Here is a 19,194-nt window from a genome sequence, read left to right on the forward strand (position 1 = left end):
TAGACTTATGTATCGTTGTTTGATTGCAAACAGAGGGGAAATAGCCGTAAGGATTATTCGCGCATGTAGAGAGATGAAAATCGAAACAGTAGCCATCTATGCCAAAGGCGACGAAGATAGTCTGCATGTAAGTTTAGCTGATCAAGCGATTTGTATTGGAGAAGCTAATCCTTTAGATAGCTATTTAAATATAGAACGTATTATCTCAGCAGCAGAAATTACCGGAGCAAATGCGATACACCCTGGTTACGGTTTCTTATCTGAATCAACTACTTTTGCTGAAGCTGTTGAAGAAAATGATATCCACTTCATTGGCCCTAATAAAAAGACAATGGAAATGATGGGGGATAAAATTACAGCTCGTCAGACCGTTCATGCTGCAAATGTTCCAGTAATCCCTGGATCTGACGGCGAGGTTGAATCTGTTGATGAAATTAAAAAACTCGCGGAAGAAATAGGATACCCCCTTGTTCTTAAAGCTGCAAGTGGCGGTGGAGGTAAGGGTATCCGTATCGTTAAAGAACCTGAACAATTAGAAAAATCATTAAAAGAAGCTAAAAGTGAAGGTCAAAAATATTTTAATGATGATCGTGTATACGTTGAAGCTTTTATTCCCGTTGCAAAGCATGTAGAGGTTCAAGTCATCGGTGATGGTAAAAATAACTATGTTCATTTAGGTGAACGTGATTGTTCAGTGCAACGAAAAAATCAAAAACTTATTGAAGAATCACCTTGTGCTGCATTAACAGATGAAAGACGAGAACGGATTTGTAATGATGCTGTTAAAGTAGCAAAGGCATCTAATTATAGAAGTGCTGGTACAATTGAATTTTTAGTAACAGAGGATGCTCACTACTTTATTGAGATGAATGCACGTATCCAAGTCGAACATACAGTTACTGAAATGCGAGCAGATAGAGATCTTTTACAAGCACAATTATATTTATTGCAATATGGTGAATTACCGTTCCAACAAGAAGATATAGTGTTTAACGGACATGTAATTGAAGCACGTATTAATGCTGAAAATCCAGAAAAGAAATTCCAGCCCACTCCAGGTAAAGTGAAGAAATTACATTTACCACAAGGATTTAATATTCGAGTTGATTCTTTATTATATTCCGGTTATCAAGTATCACCATATTATGACTCACTTGTAGCAAAAGTAATTGTAAAAGACTCAAATAGACAAACAGCTATCAATAAATTGAAAGTAGCATTAGATGAAATGGTTATTGAAGGTTTCACTACAACAGCAGATTTCTTATACGCAGTATTAAGTTATCCGTTATATGCAGATGGTGATGCAAGTGAAGTTGATATTAAATTCTTAGAGAAGCATCAAATCATTAAAGGGGTGGATTTATAATGCAAATCGATTTGAATTGTGATTTAGGTGAAGCATTTGGAAATTATTCATTTGGTGGCGACAAAGATATTATTCCATTAATTACTTCGGCAAACATTGCTTGTGGTTTTCACGCCGGTGATGAAAATGTAATGAATGAGACAATACAACTTGCTAAAGAAAATAGTGTAGGCATAGGAGCACATCCAGGTTTACCTGATTTACAAGGTTTCGGCAGACGCAAAATGGATATTAAACCTAAAGAAATCTACAATTTAGTTGTCTATCAATTAGGTGCTTTGAATGGTTTTTGTAAAATTCATGGAACTCGTATAAATCATGTTAAACCTCATGGTGCTTTATATAACATGGGCGCTAAAAATAAAGAAATTGCTCAAGCTATTGCACAAGCGGTTTATGATTTCGATAAATCCTTAGTGCTAGTTGGACTATCTAATACATTGTTAATTTCAGAAGCTGAAGCGCTTGGTTTACGTACTGCTTCAGAAGTTTTTGCAGATCGTCGTTATGAAGATGATGGTCAGCTTGTAAGTCGTCAAGAATCAGATGCGACAATTACAAATACGGATGAAGCATTACAGCAAGTGTTAAAAATGGTTACTGAAAATAAAGTTGTTAGTAAAAATGGTAAAGAAATTGATTTACAAGCCGATACAATATGTGTCCATGGTGATGGTGCTCATGCACTTGATTTTGTAACTCAAATCAGAAAAAAATTAACGAAAGAAGGCATTGATATTCAATCCTTATAGGGGGTACCAGAGATGGGAGAAAATTTTAAACAAAGCAACAATCAAGAAACAAAACAAAGTGGGAAAGAATTTAAATTTACAAAAGGTCATAGACGTTTATTATATGGTTCAGTATTTTTGATGGCTACTTCTGCCATTGGTCCGGCATTTCTTACTCAAACGGCTGTTTTCACAGCACAATTTTATGCTAGTTTTGCATTCGCTATTTTAATATCAATATTAATTGATATTGGTGCTCAAATTAATATTTGGCGTGTTTTAGTAGTTACTGGATTGCGTGGTCAAGAAGTTTCAAATAAAGTTGTACCTGGATTAGGCACAGTGATATCAATATTAATAGCATTTGGGGGACTTGCATTTAATATAGGTAATATTGCAGGTGCAGGTCTTGGACTCAATGCAATGTTTGGTTTAGATGTTAAATGGGGTGCAGCTATAACTGCAATATTCTCTATCTTAATCTTTGTAAGTAAAAGTGGCCAAAAAATAATGGATGTAGTATCTATGATTCTAGGGGTAGTAATGATTTTGGTCGTTGCATATGTGATGGTAGTTTCTAATCCTCCATACGGTGATGCATTAGTACACATGGTTGCACCTGAACATCCAATCAAACTTATTTTACCTATAATTACATTAGTCGGAGGCACTGTAGGTGGTTATATAACTTTTGCAGGAGCACACCGATTATTAGACTCTGGCATGAAAGGTAAAGAGTTTTTACCTTTCGTTAACAGATCTGCGATTGCAGGTATTTTAACAACAGGAGTTATGAGAACTTTACTTTTCTTAGCAGTTTTAGGTGTGGTTGTTACTGGAGTTACGTTAAGTGCAGAAAATCCACCTGCTTCAGTGTTTGAACACGCTATTGGTCCAATAGGAAAAAATATATTTGGTGTAGTTATTTTTGCAGCAGCGATGTCATCTGTTATCGGTTCAGCATATACAAGTGCAACCTTTTTAAAGACATTACATAAGTCTTTATTTAATAAAAATAATTTAATAGTCATTATGTTTATAGTTATCTCAACATTAATTTTCTTATTCATTGGTAAACCTGTAAGTTTACTTATAATTGCGGGAGCAATCAATGGTTGGATTTTACCAATCACACTAGGGGCTATCTTAATTGCTAGTCGTAAAAAATCTATTGTTGGAGATTATAAACATCCTACTTGGATGCTTGTTTTCGGAATCATAGCAGTTATAGTTACGATTATCACTGGTATTTTCTCTCTACAAGATTTAGCAAGCTTATGGAAAGGTTAAATATTTTTTATTACTTCACGTCGTTAAGATGTGAAGTATTTTTTTATTAAAAAGTCTTAAAAATTTAATTATTTAACTCCCTATTGATAATTAACTTATCCTATCGTGATGAATTTTAAAATGTGATAAAATACGTAGTGCTAGGACTTTTTAAATGAGGTGTAAATAGAAATGATAGGCATAATTGGAGCTATGGAAGAAGAAGTAGGTATACTCAAAGATAAAATTGTCGACTTAAGTGAAATTAGTGTGGCACACGTAAAATTCTATACTGGTACTCTTAATAATAAAGACATTGTTTTAACTCAAAGTGGAATAGGTAAAGTGAATGCTACTATATCTACGACTTTATTAATTGAAAAATTCAATCCAGATATAGTAATTAATACAGGTTCTGCTGGCGCTCTTGATGAGAGTTTAAAAGTGGGTGACGTATTAGTTAGTAATGAAGTCATTTATCATGATGCAGATGCAACAGCATTTGGTTATGCTTATGGTCAAATCCCGCAAATGCCAGAGCGTTATGAGTCTGGTGAAAAATTATTAGAAAAAACAATTGATATATTAAAACAGCAACAGCTAAATGGTAAAGTTGGCATGATTGCTAGTGGCGATAGTTTTATTGGTAGTGCTCAACAACGAAATAAAATTAAATCACAATTTCCAGATGCAATGGCAGTAGAAATGGAAGCGACAGCTATTGCACAAACATGTTTCCAATTTAACGTTCCATTTATTGTGACGAGAGCAGTTTCAGATTTAGCTAATGGAGAAGCAGATATTTCATTTGAAGAATTTTTAGGTCAAGCTGCGATTTCTTCTAGTGAGACAGTTGAATTGTTAGTTAAATCATTATAAAAGTAAAGGTGAATTTATAAAATGGGTATTATTAAAAATTTATTTATGCCAAATGCATACGTACAATCTGTATTCGATATAGATATAGAAAAATTAGCGAGTATGGGAGTTAAAGGAATCATTACAGACCTAGATAACACCCTTGTTGGTTGGGACGTTAAAGAGCCTACCGAGAGAATTAAAGAGTGGTTCTCTAAAGCGCGTGAGCTTGGTATTACAATTACAATTGTGTCGAACAATAATGAAGAACGTGTATCTAGTTTTTCTAAAGATTTAGAAGTAGATTTTATATTCAAAGCACGTAAACCAATGGGTAAAGCTTTTATAAAAGCTATTAAGCAAATGAATATACAAGCTAAAGAAACTGTTGTTATTGGAGATCAAATGCTTACAGATGTTTTCGGTGGTAATCGCAATGGACTATATACTATTATGGTCGTTCCAGTTAAAAGAACTGATGGCTTTGTGACTAAATTTAATCGTCTAATTGAAAGACGCTTATTAAATCATTTTAGAAAAAAAGGTTATATCAAATGGGAGGAATAGTGTTTGAGTGAATTACTAAAATGTATTGGTTGTGGCGCTCCACTACAATCAGAAGATAAAAATGCTCCAGGCTATGTACCTGAACATAATATGTTCCGTGAAGATGTTATATGTCAAAGATGTTTTAGATTAAAAAATTATAATGAAGTTCAAGATGTTGGGATGGACAGTGAGGATTTCTTAAATTTATTAACTGGTCTTTCTAATAAATCTGGTATTGTAGTTAATGTTGTGGATGTTTTTGACTTTGAAGGTTCATTTATTAATGCAATTAAGCGTATTGTAGGTAATAAAAAAATCATTTTAGCTGCAAACAAACTTGATCTACTACCTAAACAAATCAATCAGCGTCGTGTAAAAGAGTGGTTAAAGAAAACTGCTAGAAAATACGGCTTAGAAGCCGATGATGTTGTACTTATTTCAGCTGATAAAGGTTGGGGCATTGAAGAGTTGATGCAGTCAATTAATCAAGTAAGAAATAATGAGGACGTTTATGTCGTAGGTACGACTAATGTAGGGAAATCTACTTTTATTAATAAATTAATTGAAATTAGTGTTGGTGAAAAAGATGTAGTAACTACTTCAAGATTTCCAGGTACTACTTTGGACATGATTGATATTCCGCTTGATGAAACTACGTTTATGTATGATACACCTGGTATTATACAAGAGCATCAAATGACAAACTATGTCTCTGATAAAGAATTAAAAACTATTATGCCTAAAAAGGAAATAAAACAACGCGTATATCAACTAAATGAAGAACAAACATTATTTTTTGGTGGTTTAGCTAGAATTGATTATGTATCTGGAGGTAAAAGATCATTAGTATGTTTCTTCTCCAATGATTTAAATATCCATAGAACAAAAACTGAAAAAGCTAATGAATTATGGAAAAATCAATTGGGTTCACTTTTAACACCACCACATGACGCAAGTCAATTTGATTTAAATGACGTAAAAGCTGTTAGATTAGAAACTGGTAAAGCTAAACGTGATGTAATGATATCAGGCTTAGGGTTTATCACAATTGACGAAGGTGCAAAAGTGATCGTGCGTGTACCCAAAAATGTAGACGTCATTTTAAGAAATTCTATTTTATAAAAGGGAGTGGTTGAGAATGAAATTTGCAGTAATTGGCCATCCGATTTCTCATTCTTTATCACCTATAATGCATAGTGCTAACTTTTCAAATTTAAGTTTAAATTACACCTATGAACCACTAGACATTCCTATTGACGAATTCCACTTACTTAGAGACATCATTACTGAAAAGAAACTTAGTGGATTTAACGTCACTATCCCTCATAAAGAGCGGATAATACCTTATCTAGACGAGGTAGATGAGCAATCTAAAACAGTTGGTGCGGTAAATACTGTTTTAATTAGAGATGGTAAGTGGATAGGCTATAATACAGATGGTATAGGTTATGTAACTGGCTTAAAGCAAATTTATGATGATTTAAAGAATGCTTATATACTCATATTAGGTGCTGGTGGTGCAAGTAAAGGAATTGCTAACGAATTAACTAAATTTGTTGAACCTAAATTAACGATTGCTAATCGTACAATGTCAAGATTTGAAGATTGGAATTTAGATATTAATGCTATTTCTCTAAATGACGCTGAGAAGTATTTGGATGAATTTGATATCGTTATTAATACAACACCTGCTGGGATGGATAAAAACAATGATAGTGTGATAAATCTAAGAAATTTATCTCCTCATACGTTAGTAAGTGATATAGTGTACATTCCTTATAAGACACCAATCTTATTAGAAGCTGAAAGTAAAGGTAACCCCATTTATAATGGTTTAGATATGTTTGTGTATCAAGGTGCTGAAAGCTTTAAAATTTGGACAGGAGAACAACCTAATATTCAAATCATGAAAAATACTGTATTAGATAAATTAAAAGGAGATTTATAATGTTAACTGGAAAACAAAAGAGATACTTACGTAGTTTAGCTCATAATACTGATCCAACTTTCCAAATAGGTAAAGGTGGAATTAACGAAAATATGATTTCTCAAATTGATGAAACGTTAGAGAAAAGAGAACTCATTAAAATACATGTATTACAAAATAATTTTGATGATAAAAATGAATTAGCTAATGAACTTAGTCAAGCAACTAAAAGTGAATTAGTACAAGTAATCGGGTCAATGATTGTACTTTATAAAGAATCTCAAGAAAATAAAGACATCGTTTTACCCTAATGTCTAAAAAGATTGTATTATACGGCGGTCAATTTAACCCGATTCATACCGCTCATATGGTGGTAGCTAGCGAGGTGTTCCATGCATTACAACCTGATGAATTTTATTTCTTACCTAGTTACATGGCTCCGTTGAAAGAACATCAAGATTTCCTAGATGCTTCTTATCGTATGAAGATGATTGAATTTGTCATTGAGGAATTAGGTTTTGGAAAAATTTGTACTAGTGAATTAGATAGAAAAGGACAAAGCTATACTTATGACACGTTGTCTGAAATAAAGCGTAACAATCCTAAAGATGAATTTTATTTTGTAATAGGAACTGATCAATATGAGCAACTTGATAAGTGGTTTAAAATTGACGAATTAAAAAAGTTGATCACCTTCGTTATAGTTAATCGTGAGTCAGATTATCAAAGTGTGGAAACTGGTATGATATCGGTTAAAATACCTCGTATTGATATTAGTTCAACAATGATTCGAGACCGTGTTAAAAATCATAAATCTATACAAGCACTCGTCCCTAATAAAGTGGAGGACTATATTGAGGAGGAAGGACTTTATGGAAATTAGTGAAGCTAAAAAGCTAGTGAAAGAAAAATTGCCCGAGAAGCGTTATAATCACTCGCTTAGAGTTGCTGAGACAGCTGTAAAATTAGCAGAAATATATGATGGAGATAAAGATAAAGCAGAATTAGCTGGTGTTTTACATGACTATTGTAAATATGATGATTTAAGTTCAATGTACCAGATTGTTAGACAATGTGAATTAGAGAGTGACTTACTTAGTTATGGAAGTGAAATCTTACATGGACCTGTTTGCGCTGCAATCATGGAACATGATTATCACATTGAGGATGAAGAGGTTTTACTAGCTATAAAATATCATACAACTGGGCGTCAGCAAATGACTAAAACAGAAAAGCTAATTTTTATTGCTGATTATATTGAACCTGGTAGAAAAACCCCAGGAGTTGAAGAAATTAGAGATATGGCATACAATCAAGGTAGCTTAGATAAAACAATTTATGAAATTTCTAAGCGAACAGTTTTATTTTTAATCGGTAAAGACATTACGGTATATGGCGCTACGATTGCATGCTTGAATTATTATAATTATAGTGACGAAAGAATAAAGGATGATTAAATGAGTTCAGAAGAATTATTAAATATTGCTGTCGAAGCGACAGAAAACAAAAAAGCAGAAGATGTAATTTCTCTTAATATGCAAGGTATCAGCGATATGACTGATTACTTTGTTGTGTGTCATGGTAACAATGAGCGACAAGTACAATCCATTGCAAGAGCTGTTAAAGAAGCTGTTCATGAGCAAGGTATTGATGTTAAACGTATGGAAGGTTATAACGACGCAAGATGGGTATTAATTGATTTAGCTAATGTTGTGGTTCATATTTTCCATAAGGATGAGCGAAATTATTATAATATCGAGAAATTATATCAAGATGCTCCGTATGAGTCATATGGTCAGGTTGCTTATTAAAAGATGAGTCAATACGAAGATATGAGTTTGGTCTATGACCAGCTTACTCAAGACCAACCATATGATGCTTGGTTCAATATAGTTCAAACCTTTTCAAAGAGAGAATCTAATGACATTCTAGATTTAGGTTGCGGTACAGGAAATTTAACGCATATGTTGGTTCCATTAGGCAACGTTATTGGAATGGATTTAAGTGTTGATATGTTAACTATCGCTAATCAGAAATCTAGTGAGGTTAGATGGTTAGAAGGAGATATGACAAGTTTTGAGTTGAACCAAAAATTCAATATCATTACAATATTTTGTGATTCACTGAATTATTTATCTTCAAGTAAAGAAGTTAAAGAAACCTTTAATAAAGTTTACCAGCATTTAACCGATGATGGAGTATTTCTATTTGATGTGCATACTGTACATAAGATGAATACTTTATTTAATAATCAAAGTTATATTGATGAAACCGAAAATGTTTTCTTAGGTTGGGAAGCAATTCAAGGTAATGAACCATTAAGTGTTTATCATGAAATGACTTTTTTCATTCAAAATAATAATGGAAGTTATCGACGCTTTGACGAATCCCATTATCAACGCACATATGAAGAAGATGTTTATAAACGGTTACTCAATGAGGCTGGTTTTAAAGAAGTTAAAACTTTCACCGATTTTGATTTTAATCAAAAAGAAGAAGATGCTGATCGATTATTTTTCGTTGTAAAAAAATAGATTATGAAATAAATAGAAGTAAAATCACTCGTTCATACGTTATTAAGTGTGAAGGGGTGATTTTTTTGTTTAACAAAGGAAATAAGTATATTGAATTTATTATTAAATGGAAAATTTATTTAATTATAGGTCTAGTAGTTTTAGCAATGGTAGTTTTAAGTCTATTTAATCATTATGAAGACAATAGCAAAGAGGATGAATTTAACAAAGAGATTAATAGCAAACAGATTAATTCCAAGAGATATAGTTCAACTAACAAAGATAATAATGAAAAAGAAAGGCAATCTCAAAGAGGAAACAACAATGAAAAAATTTTTATAGATATTAAAGGCGCAGTAGAACATCCAAATGTTTATCAGATGACAAACACTGAAAGAGTCATAGATGCAATTAATAAAGCTAAACCCTATAAAGATGCAGACTTATCACAAATAAATTTATCTGAAAGGTTAATAGATCAAAAGCTAATTTATGTTCCCAAAAAGGGAGAACACAGTCAATATAATACGGTAAATAATATTTCAAATAATAATATCAATCAAAACGAGGGAAATAAACAAATTAATTTGAATAATGCCACTGAAACGGATTTAAAAAGCATTCCAGGCGTCGGGCCTTCTAAAGCAAGAGAAATAATTAATTATAGAGAGCAAAATGGAGGGTTCAAGAATATAGAAGATTTGAAAAAAATTAAAGGATTTGGCGAAAAAACATTTGAGAAACTTAAAGAACATCTTGTTGTTTAACTGGTCAATGATTGCATTTATAATTATAAATGATTAAGCTATAAATGTTAATTGTTATTCAAGATAAGGAGGCACCTTTACATGGAACGAATTAAATGGGAAGAATATTTTATGGCTCAAAGTCATTTACTTGCTTTGAGATCAACATGTCAGAGACTATCTGTAGGAGCTACTATTGTTAAAGATAATCGAATTATAGCAGGAGGCTACAATGGTTCAGTCGCCGGTGAAGTTCACTGCATAGATGAAGGTTGCCTAATAGAAGATGGACATTGTATCAGAACAATTCATGCAGAAATGAATGCATTACTTCAGTGTGCTAAACAAGGCGTTTCAACAGAGGGAGCGACAATATATGTTACACATTTCCCTTGTTTAAATTGTACTAAATCTATTATTCAAGCAGGGATTAAAACAATTTATTATGCTGAAGATTACCACAATCATAATTATGCGATTAAGTTACTAAATCAATCTGGTATTGAATATAAAAAAATTCCATTTACACCGGAATATGTAGCTCAATATCTAACACAGGGGTAATCAATGATATACATAGCACTATCATTTTTAGTAGGGATACTTTGGATGAATTTCAAAGTTATCTCTATCTCTTTATTTTTCCTTTTAATCTTATTAATCTTCATCAAAAAACTTAAACTTCCAATAATCTTACTTATTGTTGTGTGTCCTTTCTTTTCAAATTATATTACTCAAACATATAACCAACGTGTTGACCATGAACAACGCATACTAATGTATAATCCAAAAGTTAATGATTACGTAAAATTTAAAACACTTAAAGTTCAAAATAATTTTATTACTGGAATATTAGTTTATAAAGGTAAAAATTATAATTTCTTTTATAATAACAATAATAAGACAAACATTACCTCCCTCAAACATCACACTTGTAGTATAAATGGGGAATTCAAGTTTGATAAAGTTCCTCCATCAATTACACTGAATGAAATTCACACAACTTCTTGTACTTTTAATGATAGGTTTAAATTCATTTATCTCCATCAAGACTATATAATCGATAAGATTCAACATTCAGGTGTAAATTATCCCAATCGAATTTTAGCACTGATTACAGGTAATCCGTTATTAATCAATGCTGATTATAGAGATAAAGTGAAGGATATAGGTATATATCATTTACTAGCAGTGAGTGGGACTCATGTAGCAGCAATTATACTTCTCATTCATCAACTTTTAGTGAGATTTAACACGCCGCTTGTCATTATTAAAACAATGATTATTAGTGTATTAGTACTATATGCTGTTTATACTGACTTTGTTCCCAGCGCAGTAAGAGCAATTTCAATCGCAATATTAGTTTTAATCCTTCCTAAAAGATTCAGAAAATCTTCTATTGATTTGCTTTCTATCATATTTATTATGATGTTTATAAGCAATCCAGGTTATGTATATAATATAGGTTTTCAATTTTCTTTCTTAATTTGCTTTTTTATTTTACTATCACAACCTTATTTAAAAAAGTTAACTTCATTTCAAAGCATATTAGCCATTACATGTATAGCTCAATATAGTTCTATTATTATAAGTACATATCATTTTAATCAATTTCAATGGATTGGTTTCCTCTCGAATTTAGTTTTTGTGCCTTTCTACAGTTTCATACTTTTTCCTTCAATAATTTTCTTTTTTATTATGACTCACATTGTATCAAATTTTGAAATTCTAAATGTTTACATGAATAAAATTTATGAAATACATGATTTATTACTCCACTTCTTTTTGAAATTTAATAATTATAAGTGGTTTATACCTTCTTTAAGCGAAATTTATCTACTAATATTGTTAATAAATATATTGATTGCTTATTATTTATTAGCGTACAAAAAGATTTTTAAATCCCTAATATACTTTTTAATTACCTTAGTAATAATATCTACATTGAGTAAACCTTCAAACGCAGAGTTAACAATTTTTGATGTAGGCCAGGGGGATAGCATACTTTTCAAAAGTAATACAAATAAAACTGTATTAATAGATACTGGAGGGAAAGGAGAAGAAAACTTTGAATTTAAACATCATAATATTGCTAAATACAAAATTCTCCCAAGTTTGAAGCGAAGAGGAATTACTACGATTGATTATTTAATTATTACTCATCCACATGCGGATCATATGGGGGAACTTCCTTATATCATAGACCATGTTAAAATTAAAAATTTAATATTAAACAGTGATGGTTTTCCTAAGCATTTATTAAATCAAGTTCACAAAGAATGCAAGAAAAAAAGGATAAATATAATTGAAGCTAAAAATATACCTCAAATAAAGATTGATGATACTGAATTAGAAATTTACGATACATTTATATCCTCAAGTTCCGATAAAAATGAGTATTCAATCATTACATTAATAAAATATAACAATAGAAATATTTTACTTATGGGTGATGCCACTAAAAACAATGAGGATATTTTATTGAAGAAATATCATTTGCCTACAATAGATATTTTAAAAGTAGGACATCATGGTAGTCGAACAAGTAGCTCTGAAGAATTTATTAAGAAAATTCAACCAAGGTTAAGTTTGATTTCAAGTGGAAAACATAATAAATATAAATTACCTAATGACGAAGTTATTGAACGTTTAAAGAGATATGGAAGCTTAGTGTATGACACGCAACAAAACGGTGAAATGACGATTAATATAGATAAACACCATTTAAATGTGATGAATGTTAAAGATCATCTAAAAACTATCGCTAGAGAAGTCACTCAATAAAATGATATAATTTAAAAGTATGAGATATAGAGGAAGGATGCACTTATGAGCGACAATATCGTAACTATCTATGGCGAAGTACCTGAACTTGTTGAGAAGAAAAGTTCAGAAATAGTAAATAATTATCTCGGACAAGAAAAAGATGATTTTAACTACGTTAAATTTAATATGTATGAAAATGATCTAACGCCCATCATTGAAGAAACATTAACTATGCCTTTTTTTTCTGATAAAAAAGCAATTGTAGTAAAAAATGCATACATATTTACAGGTGAAAAAGGTGCAAAGGAACTCAATCATAATCCAGAGCAGTTAATGGAATTTATAGAAAAATATGACGGGGATAATCTGATTCTTTTTGAGGTTTATCAAAATAAGTTAGATGAACGTAAAAAATTAACAAAATCACTTAAAAAAAATGCGCAACTCAAAAAAGTTGAACAAATGTCTGAAGAAGAAATAAAAAAATGGATTCAAAATAAATTACACGAAAATTATAAAGATATTAAACAAGATGCTTTAAATCTATTTATTGAACTAACAGGAATTAATTTCAACATTGTTTCACAGGAGCTTTCGAAACTTATGCTGTATATAGGAGATAGACCTACAGTTAATAAAGATGATGTTAATCAAATTATAAATAGAAGCTTAGAGCAAAACGTTTTTCTTTTAACTGAATATATTCAAAAAGGAAAAAAAGATAAGGCTATACAATTATTGAATGACTTAATTACTATGAAAGAGGAACCTATAAAACTTTTAGCTTTAATAACTAGTAATTATAGATTATATTATCAATCTAAGATTTTAGAACAAAAAGGGTACAGTGGCCAGCAGATTGCGAAGACAGTTAGTGCGCATCCGTATAGAGTGAAACTTGCTCTAAACCAAGCACGATACTATCAATTAAATGATTTATTAAACATTATTGATTCATGTGCAGAAACCGATTATAAATTAAAATCTTCTTATATGGACAAACAGTTAATTTTAGAATTATTAATTTTATCTTTATAGATTAATGATTAAACAAAAAAGATCAAGCACTATGCTTGATCTTTTTTAATAAACTGAATTATTTGTTAGCTGTCATAAGTTGAGATTTAATACGATCAGCTTTGTTTGAGTGAATTAAGTTGCTTTGCGCAGCTTTATCAACTTGTTTAATTGCAAAACTTAATAATTCATTTTTGTTTTCAGCATCAGTAGAGATAGCTGTTTTAGCGCGTTTAACTGCTGTACGCATTGCATTCTTTTTAGAGATATTACGTGCTTCAGCTGTTTCAGTTGTTCTAACACGTTTAACTGCAGATTTAATGTTTGGCATTTCTGTCACCTCCTAAAAATGAGCTTAACTTATCAAAATTTATTTGATTACAACAAGAAATATTTTATCAAATGTCTTACCTTTGTGCAATCATTTATTTATGCGTAATATTAATCATGTTTAGTAACTTTAACTATTGGAAAGTGTGTTTTAACTCTATATAATTAAAATTGTTAGGGTAAATAAGAATCGATAGAAAATGAAAACTTAACCTCTTTGATAGAGTGTTTGCAATTACCCTCTAAAAACGTTATCATATCAAAGATGTATACATATATCGGGTTAATATTATGAAAGTGAGAAGGATAAGATGGATAAGCAAGAACGCTATAATAGAAGAGAAAATATCAGAAATTTCTCTATCATTGCACACATAGATCATGGGAAATCAACGTTAGCGGATAGAATCCTTGAAAATACAAAATCAGTTGAAACACGTGAAATGCAAGATCAACTACTTGATTCCATGGACCTTGAAAGAGAACGCGGTATTACTATAAAGTTAAATGCTGTTCGTTTGAAATATGATGCTAAAGATGGTCAAACATATACTTTCCATCTTATAGATACACCAGGACATGTCGACTTTACATATGAAGTGTCGCGTTCATTAGCTGCATGTGAAGGCGCGATTTTAGTTGTAGATGCCGCTCAAGGTATTGAAGCTCAAACTTTAGCAAATGTATATTTAGCTCTTGATAATGACTTAGAGTTATTACCAGTTGTTAACAAAATTGATTTACCTGCAGCTGAACCTGAAAGAGTTAAACAAGAATTAGAGGATGTTATTGGTTTAGACCAAGATGATGTAGTACTTGCTAGTGCCAAATCAAATATCGGTATAGAAGAAATTTTAGAAAAAATAGTGGAAGTTGTACCAGCTCCTGATGGAGATCCTGATGCACCTTTAAAAGCTCTAATATTTGATTCAGAGTATGATCCTTATAGAGGCGTTATCTCATCTATTAGAATCATTGATGGTGTAGTTAAAGCCGGGGATAAGATTAAAATGATGGCTACAGGTAAAGAATTTGAAGTGACAGAAGTAGGCATTAATACACCTAAACAGCTTCCTGTTGAAGAATTAACAGTAGGAGACGTAGGATATATCATTGCAAGTATTAAAAATGTAGATGATTCACGTGTAGGTGATACTATCACATTAGCTAATCGTCCTGCAGATAAGCCACTCAAAGGTTATAAAAAAATGAATCCAATGGTTTATTGTGGTCTATTCCCAATAGACAATAAAGATTACAATGATTTACGTGAAGCGTTAGAAAAATTACAACTCAATGATGCTTCACTCGATTTTGAGCCTGAGTCTTCACAAGCGTTAGGGTTCGGATATAGAACTGGTTTCTTAGGCATGTTGCATATGGAAATTATTCAAGAAAGAATTGAGAGAGAGTTCGGTATTGAATTAATTGCAACGGCTCCTTCAGTAATATACGAATGTATTTTAAAGGATGGAACTGAAGTTACTGTTGACAATCCAGCTCAGATGCCAGAAAGAGACAAAATAGAACATATCTATGAACCATTTGTAAGAGCTACAATGATGGTACCTAATGATTATGTTGGTGCAGTGATGGAACTATGCCAACGTAAGCGAGGTCAATTTGTAAATATGGATTATTTAGATGATATAAGAGTAAATATTGTTTATGAAATTCCATTATCTGAAGTTGTGTTTGACTTCTTTGACCAACTAAAGTCTAATACTAAAGGTTATGCTTCATTTGATTATGAATTCATTGAAAATAAAGAAAGTAATCTAGTTAAAATGGATATCTTACTTAATGGAGATAAAGTGGATGCCTTAAGTTTCATCGTCCATAGAGACTTTGCATATGAAAGAGGTAAAGCACTTGTTGAAAAATTAAAAACACTTATACCTAGACAACAGTTCGAAGTACCTGTTCAAGCAGCTATAGGTCAAAAAATTATAGCCCGTACAAATATTAAATCTATGGGTAAAAATGTTTTATCTAAATGTTATGGTGGCGATATTAGTCGTAAACGTAAGCTTTTAGAAAAACAAAAAGCAGGTAAAGCAAAAATGAAAGCTGTAGGAAATGTTGAAATTCCTCAAGATGCTTTCCTAGCTGTGCTTAAAATGGAAGATGAATAGTTTATAATAATTTAAATAACATTGAAGCGGGATGTTGAAATCGTTGTATAAAGAAATTGATTTCACTTCCGCTCTTTTTACGTTAGTGAATTGGGGGGGATTTTTTGACAGTTAAAAGTGCTTATATACATATACCATTTTGTGTAAGAATCTGTACTTATTGTGATTTTAATAAGTATTTTATAGATAAGCAGCCAGTAGATGAATATTTAGATGCGCTCATTAAAGAAATGCAAGTTGAAAATAATAGAAAGCTTGAGACAATGTATGTTGGCGGAGGGACACCCACTGCATTGAATATTGTACAACTTGAAAAACTACTAAAAGCTATTAATAACACGTTTACTATTCATGGAGAATATTCATTTGAAGCTAATCCCGATGAATTAACTTATGAGAAAGTAGCACTTTTAAAAAAATATGGTGTTAATAGAATTTCGATGGGAGTACAAACGTTTAAGCCGGAGTTGTTAGAAATTCTTGGACGAACTCATAAAACTAATGATATCTATAGCGCTGTAAACAACGCTCGCAAGGCAGGTATTAATTCAATTAGCCTTGATTTAATGTATCATTTACCACAGCAATCATTAGAAGATTTTAAACAAAGTTTAGAATTAGCTTTAGAAATGGATATTGATCATATTTCGAGCTATGGTCTTATTCTTGAACCAAAAACTCAATTTTACAACATGTATAGAAAAGGACATTTAAAGCTTCCTAATGAGGATTTAGGGGCAGATATGTACCAATATTTGATGAAACGATTAGAGGATTCTAATTTAAATCAGTATGAGATTTCTAATTTCGGGAAAAAAGGTCACGAATCAACTCATAACAAAGTCTATTGGCTTAATGAAGAATATTATGGTTTTGGTGCAGGAGCAAGTGGTTATGTGGATGGTGTAAGATATACCAATCTCAATCCAGTTAATCATTATATTAAAGCTATTTATAACAATGAAGAACCTATACTTACAAAGAACACCCCAACTTTTGAAGAGAGAATGGAAGAGGAGATGTTTCTTGGCTTAAGAATGAACCAAGGTGTTAGCATATCAAGATTTAAGAGAAAATTTGGTATAAATATTGAAGAAGTATTTGGTCAAACAATTACGGATTTAATAAGTCGAAATTTATTAGAAAATAAATGCGGTTATATATCATTAACTGAACGTGGTAAAGTCATTGGGAATGAGGTTTTCGAGGCTTTTTTACTCAACGTATAAAAAATTTGATATTTTAATGCTTTAACATTGACTTACTTTGACCTTTTTGATAAATTATAATTAGCACTTGAGAGAAAAGAGTGCTAATGAGGTGAAAACATGATTACAGAAAGACAATTAAGCATTCTTAATGCAATTGTTGAAGATTATGTTGATTTTGGACAACCGATTGGTTCTAAAACATTAATTCACCGACATAATTTAGAGGTAAGCCCAGCAACTATTAGAAATGAAATGAAACAGCTTGAAGATATGAACTTCATTGAGAAGACGCATACTTCATCTGGCAGGACTCCCTCAGAATTAGGTTTTAGATACTATGTCAATCGTTTATTAGAACAAACATCTCATCAAAATCAAAACAAAATTCAACGTTTAAATCAATTATTGATTGAGAATCACTATGATATTTCTACAGCATTGACATACTTTGCTAATGAACTATCTATGAAATCTCAATATGCAACGTTGGTTGTACGTCCAAATCACAATCAAGATATTATTAATAATATTCATTTGATTCAAGCCAATAGTCATTTGGTTATATTAGTTATGGTCTTTTCATCCGGACATGTCGAAAATATTCATGTTGTAACTCAAATACAACTTAATCATCTCAATCTAAACAGAATAGCTAACTTTTTAACTGTTTATTTCAATAAACATAACCAAGATATGCAACACGAGATTAAAAGTTTTGTTAATTCTAGTGATGAACAAGAGTTAGTAAATGAGATGATTGAATTAATTAATATTCATATTAATAATCAAAGTAATAGCATTTACATGGGTGGAAAGGTTAAACTTATTGATGCGTTAAACGAAACTAACGTATCATCGATTCAACCTATATTGCAGTACATTGAATCAAATAGAATAACTGAACTTTTAGATGATATTTCTACTTCTCAAATCAATGTTCGAATAGGAAAGGAAATTGATGAGAGCTTAAGTGATATCTCCATAGTTACTAGTCAGTATCATGTTGATGAATCACTTAAAGGACAAATTGCGGTCATAGGACCAACTGCGATGCATTATCAAAATGTAATTCAATTACTTAACCAAATATGGTAGTAATTAGAATTGTATTGGAGGTCAGAAAATGACAGAAAAAGATCAATCAGTGAATAACACTGAGGAAGAAGTTAATTCAGAAGAGAATGTAGAAACTCAAAAGGTTGATAATTCTCAAGACTCAGCTGGAAATACTGACAATAGTGAAGTAAATGAAGATCATTTGCAAGAAGATTCTCAGGAAGAAGTTCAAGCTGAGGATGTAGATCCTAAAGATGAGAAAATTCAAGAATTAGAAAAGCTAGCAAATGATAATGAAGAGAAATATTTAAGATTGTACGCTGAATTTGAAAATTATAAGCGTCGAATTCAAAATGAAAATCAAATTAACAAAACTTATCAAGCTCAAGGTGTTTTAACTGACATCCTTCCGTCAATAGATAATATTGAACGTGCATTACAAATTGAAGGTGATGATGAATCATTTAAATCACTACAAAAAGGTGTCCAAATGGTTCATGAAAGTTTACTTAGAGCTTTAAAAGATAATGGTCTTGAAGAAATTGAAGCTGAAGGTCAAGAATTTGACCCTAATCTTCATCAAGCGGTGGTTCAAGATGATAATCCTGATTTTAAATCGGGGGAAATCACTCAAGAACTTCAAAAAGGTTACAAACTAAAAGATCGCGTCTTGAGACCATCAATGGTAAAAGTAAATCAATAAACTGATTGAAAAAA

Annotated in this window: 21 protein-coding genes; 20 read left to right on the forward strand and 1 reads right to left on the reverse strand. The window is 31.3% G+C overall.

Annotation, left to right across the window (positions count from 1 at the left end; genetic code table 11):
- Positions 1-7 precede the first annotated feature (7 nt).
- The 16 genes from MHI13_RS11965 (at position 8) to holA (ending at position 13,766) form a co-directional block, all read left to right on the forward strand.
- Positions 8-1,369: an acetyl-CoA carboxylase biotin carboxylase subunit gene (locus MHI13_RS11965; RefSeq protein ID WP_002436565.1), complete on the forward strand. Its 1,362-nt coding sequence runs from the start codon at positions 8-10 to the stop codon at positions 1,367-1,369.
- Positions 1,369-2,121 (forward strand): 5-oxoprolinase subunit PxpA, encoded by a 753-nt coding sequence (gene pxpA, locus MHI13_RS11970; protein WP_002436731.1) that lies wholly within the window; start codon positions 1,369-1,371, stop codon positions 2,119-2,121. The genes MHI13_RS11965 and pxpA overlap by 1 nt, the downstream gene beginning before the upstream one ends.
- A gap of 12 nt (positions 2,122-2,133) precedes the next feature.
- Positions 2,134-3,390, forward strand: a complete 1,257-nt coding sequence (locus tag MHI13_RS11975; protein WP_002436557.1) for an NRAMP family divalent metal transporter — start codon at positions 2,134-2,136, stop codon at positions 3,388-3,390.
- 171 nt (positions 3,391-3,561) lie between these two features.
- A complete protein-coding gene (mtnN, locus tag MHI13_RS11980; protein WP_002436561.1) occupies positions 3,562-4,248 on the forward strand; it encodes a 5'-methylthioadenosine/S-adenosylhomocysteine nucleosidase in 687 nt (228 codons plus the stop codon).
- A gap of 21 nt (positions 4,249-4,269) precedes the next feature.
- Positions 4,270-4,794, forward strand: coding sequence for a YqeG family HAD IIIA-type phosphatase (locus MHI13_RS11985; RefSeq protein ID WP_002436733.1), 525 nt, complete (start codon positions 4,270-4,272; stop codon positions 4,792-4,794).
- Positions 4,795-4,797: 3 nt separating this feature from the next.
- Positions 4,798-5,898, forward strand: coding sequence for a ribosome biogenesis GTPase YqeH (yqeH, locus tag MHI13_RS11990; RefSeq protein WP_002436573.1), 1,101 nt, complete (start codon positions 4,798-4,800; stop codon positions 5,896-5,898).
- Between the two features lie 16 nt (positions 5,899-5,914).
- Positions 5,915-6,724, forward strand: a complete 810-nt coding sequence (gene aroE, locus MHI13_RS11995; protein WP_002436759.1) for a shikimate dehydrogenase — start codon at positions 5,915-5,917, stop codon at positions 6,722-6,724.
- Positions 6,724-7,014, forward strand: coding sequence for a ribosome assembly RNA-binding protein YhbY (gene yhbY / locus MHI13_RS12000; RefSeq protein ID WP_002436753.1), 291 nt, complete (start codon positions 6,724-6,726; stop codon positions 7,012-7,014). The genes aroE and yhbY overlap by 1 nt, the downstream gene beginning before the upstream one ends.
- Positions 7,014-7,586 carry a nicotinate-nucleotide adenylyltransferase gene (locus MHI13_RS12005; protein WP_002436554.1) on the forward strand — a complete coding sequence of 191 codons (573 nt, stop codon included), beginning with the start codon at positions 7,014-7,016 and terminating at the stop codon, positions 7,584-7,586. The genes yhbY and MHI13_RS12005 overlap by 1 nt, the downstream gene beginning before the upstream one ends.
- Complete coding sequence (yqeK, locus tag MHI13_RS12010) at positions 7,576-8,160, forward strand: bis(5'-nucleosyl)-tetraphosphatase (symmetrical) YqeK (protein ID WP_002436723.1); 585 nt, start codon at positions 7,576-7,578, stop codon at positions 8,158-8,160. The genes MHI13_RS12005 and yqeK overlap by 11 nt, the downstream gene beginning before the upstream one ends.
- A complete protein-coding gene (gene rsfS / locus MHI13_RS12015; RefSeq protein WP_002436550.1) occupies positions 8,161-8,514 on the forward strand; it encodes a ribosome silencing factor in 354 nt (117 codons plus the stop codon).
- A 3-nt stretch (positions 8,515-8,517) separates the two neighbouring features.
- Positions 8,518-9,237, forward strand: coding sequence for a class I SAM-dependent DNA methyltransferase (locus MHI13_RS12020; protein ID WP_002436757.1), 720 nt, complete (start codon positions 8,518-8,520; stop codon positions 9,235-9,237).
- 65 nt (positions 9,238-9,302) lie between these two features.
- Entirely contained in the window at positions 9,303-9,983 is a 681-nt protein-coding gene (locus MHI13_RS12025) for a helix-hairpin-helix domain-containing protein (protein ID WP_002436571.1), read from the forward strand.
- An 81-nt stretch (positions 9,984-10,064) separates the two neighbouring features.
- Positions 10,065-10,526 carry a ComE operon protein 2 gene (locus MHI13_RS12030; protein ID WP_002436740.1) on the forward strand — a complete coding sequence of 154 codons (462 nt, stop codon included), beginning with the start codon at positions 10,065-10,067 and terminating at the stop codon, positions 10,524-10,526.
- 3 nt (positions 10,527-10,529) lie between these two features.
- Complete coding sequence (locus MHI13_RS12035; RefSeq protein ID WP_064210120.1) at positions 10,530-12,746, forward strand: DNA internalization-related competence protein ComEC/Rec2; 2,217 nt, start codon at positions 10,530-10,532, stop codon at positions 12,744-12,746.
- A 45-nt stretch (positions 12,747-12,791) separates the two neighbouring features.
- The gene (holA, locus tag MHI13_RS12040; protein ID WP_037549295.1) at positions 12,792-13,766 is read left to right on the forward strand and encodes a DNA polymerase III subunit delta; all 975 of its coding nucleotides are present in this window, start codon (positions 12,792-12,794) and stop codon (positions 13,764-13,766) included.
- 58 nt (positions 13,767-13,824) lie between these two features.
- On the opposite strand, the gene rpsT is transcribed toward holA, so the two are convergent.
- Positions 13,825-14,076: a 30S ribosomal protein S20 gene (rpsT, locus tag MHI13_RS12045; protein ID WP_002436569.1), complete on the reverse strand. Its 252-nt coding sequence runs from the start codon at positions 14,074-14,076 to the stop codon at positions 13,825-13,827.
- A gap of 310 nt (positions 14,077-14,386) precedes the next feature.
- On the opposite strand from rpsT, the gene lepA reads away from it, so the two are divergent.
- The 4 genes from lepA to grpE all read left to right on the forward strand — a co-directional run bounded on the left by lepA (position 14,387) and on the right by grpE (position 19,180).
- Complete coding sequence (gene lepA, locus MHI13_RS12050; RefSeq protein ID WP_002436542.1) at positions 14,387-16,210, forward strand: translation elongation factor 4; 1,824 nt, start codon at positions 14,387-14,389, stop codon at positions 16,208-16,210.
- 104 nt (positions 16,211-16,314) lie between these two features.
- Positions 16,315-17,439: a radical SAM family heme chaperone HemW gene (hemW, locus tag MHI13_RS12055; RefSeq protein ID WP_002436559.1), complete on the forward strand. Its 1,125-nt coding sequence runs from the start codon at positions 16,315-16,317 to the stop codon at positions 17,437-17,439.
- Positions 17,440-17,538: 99 nt separating this feature from the next.
- Entirely contained in the window at positions 17,539-18,516 is a 978-nt protein-coding gene (gene hrcA / locus MHI13_RS12060; RefSeq protein WP_002436752.1) for a heat-inducible transcriptional repressor HrcA, read from the forward strand.
- 28 nt (positions 18,517-18,544) lie between these two features.
- Positions 18,545-19,180 carry a nucleotide exchange factor GrpE gene (gene grpE / locus MHI13_RS12065; RefSeq protein WP_002436738.1) on the forward strand — a complete coding sequence of 212 codons (636 nt, stop codon included), beginning with the start codon at positions 18,545-18,547 and terminating at the stop codon, positions 19,178-19,180.
- Positions 19,181-19,194 lie beyond the last annotated feature (14 nt).

This window comes from Staphylococcus sp. FSL K6-0223, from assembly GCF_038008285.1.

What these genes read in the sequence shown, in the direction of transcription:
- rpsT (WP_002436569.1), bottom strand. Translation starts at nt 14,076, where the DNA reads ATGCCAAACATTAAATCTGCAGTTAAACGTGTTAGAACAACTGAAACA.
- MHI13_RS12035 (WP_064210120.1), top strand. Translation starts at nt 10,530, where the DNA reads ATGATATACATAGCACTATCATTTTTAGTAGGGATACTTTGGATGAAT.
- lepA (WP_002436542.1), top strand. Translation starts at nt 14,387, where the DNA reads ATGGATAAGCAAGAACGCTATAATAGAAGAGAAAATATCAGAAATTTC.
- holA (WP_037549295.1), top strand. Translation starts at nt 12,792, where the DNA reads ATGAGCGACAATATCGTAACTATCTATGGCGAAGTACCTGAACTTGTT.
- MHI13_RS11985 (WP_002436733.1), top strand. Translation starts at nt 4,270, where the DNA reads ATGGGTATTATTAAAAATTTATTTATGCCAAATGCATACGTACAATCT.
- MHI13_RS11965 (WP_002436565.1), top strand. Translation starts at nt 8, where the DNA reads ATGTATCGTTGTTTGATTGCAAACAGAGGGGAAATAGCCGTAAGGATT.
- MHI13_RS12005 (WP_002436554.1), top strand. Translation starts at nt 7,014, where the DNA reads ATGTCTAAAAAGATTGTATTATACGGCGGTCAATTTAACCCGATTCAT.
- yqeK (WP_002436723.1), top strand. Translation starts at nt 7,576, where the DNA reads ATGGAAATTAGTGAAGCTAAAAAGCTAGTGAAAGAAAAATTGCCCGAG.
- pxpA (WP_002436731.1), top strand. Translation starts at nt 1,369, where the DNA reads ATGCAAATCGATTTGAATTGTGATTTAGGTGAAGCATTTGGAAATTAT.
- rsfS (WP_002436550.1), top strand. Translation starts at nt 8,161, where the DNA reads ATGAGTTCAGAAGAATTATTAAATATTGCTGTCGAAGCGACAGAAAAC.
- MHI13_RS12020 (WP_002436757.1), top strand. Translation starts at nt 8,518, where the DNA reads ATGAGTCAATACGAAGATATGAGTTTGGTCTATGACCAGCTTACTCAA.
- grpE (WP_002436738.1), top strand. Translation starts at nt 18,545, where the DNA reads ATGACAGAAAAAGATCAATCAGTGAATAACACTGAGGAAGAAGTTAAT.
- hrcA (WP_002436752.1), top strand. Translation starts at nt 17,539, where the DNA reads ATGATTACAGAAAGACAATTAAGCATTCTTAATGCAATTGTTGAAGAT.
- yhbY (WP_002436753.1), top strand. Translation starts at nt 6,724, where the DNA reads ATGTTAACTGGAAAACAAAAGAGATACTTACGTAGTTTAGCTCATAAT.
- MHI13_RS11975 (WP_002436557.1), top strand. Translation starts at nt 2,134, where the DNA reads ATGGGAGAAAATTTTAAACAAAGCAACAATCAAGAAACAAAACAAAGT.
- aroE (WP_002436759.1), top strand. Translation starts at nt 5,915, where the DNA reads ATGAAATTTGCAGTAATTGGCCATCCGATTTCTCATTCTTTATCACCT.
- MHI13_RS12030 (WP_002436740.1), top strand. Translation starts at nt 10,065, where the DNA reads ATGGAACGAATTAAATGGGAAGAATATTTTATGGCTCAAAGTCATTTA.
- mtnN (WP_002436561.1), top strand. Translation starts at nt 3,562, where the DNA reads ATGATAGGCATAATTGGAGCTATGGAAGAAGAAGTAGGTATACTCAAA.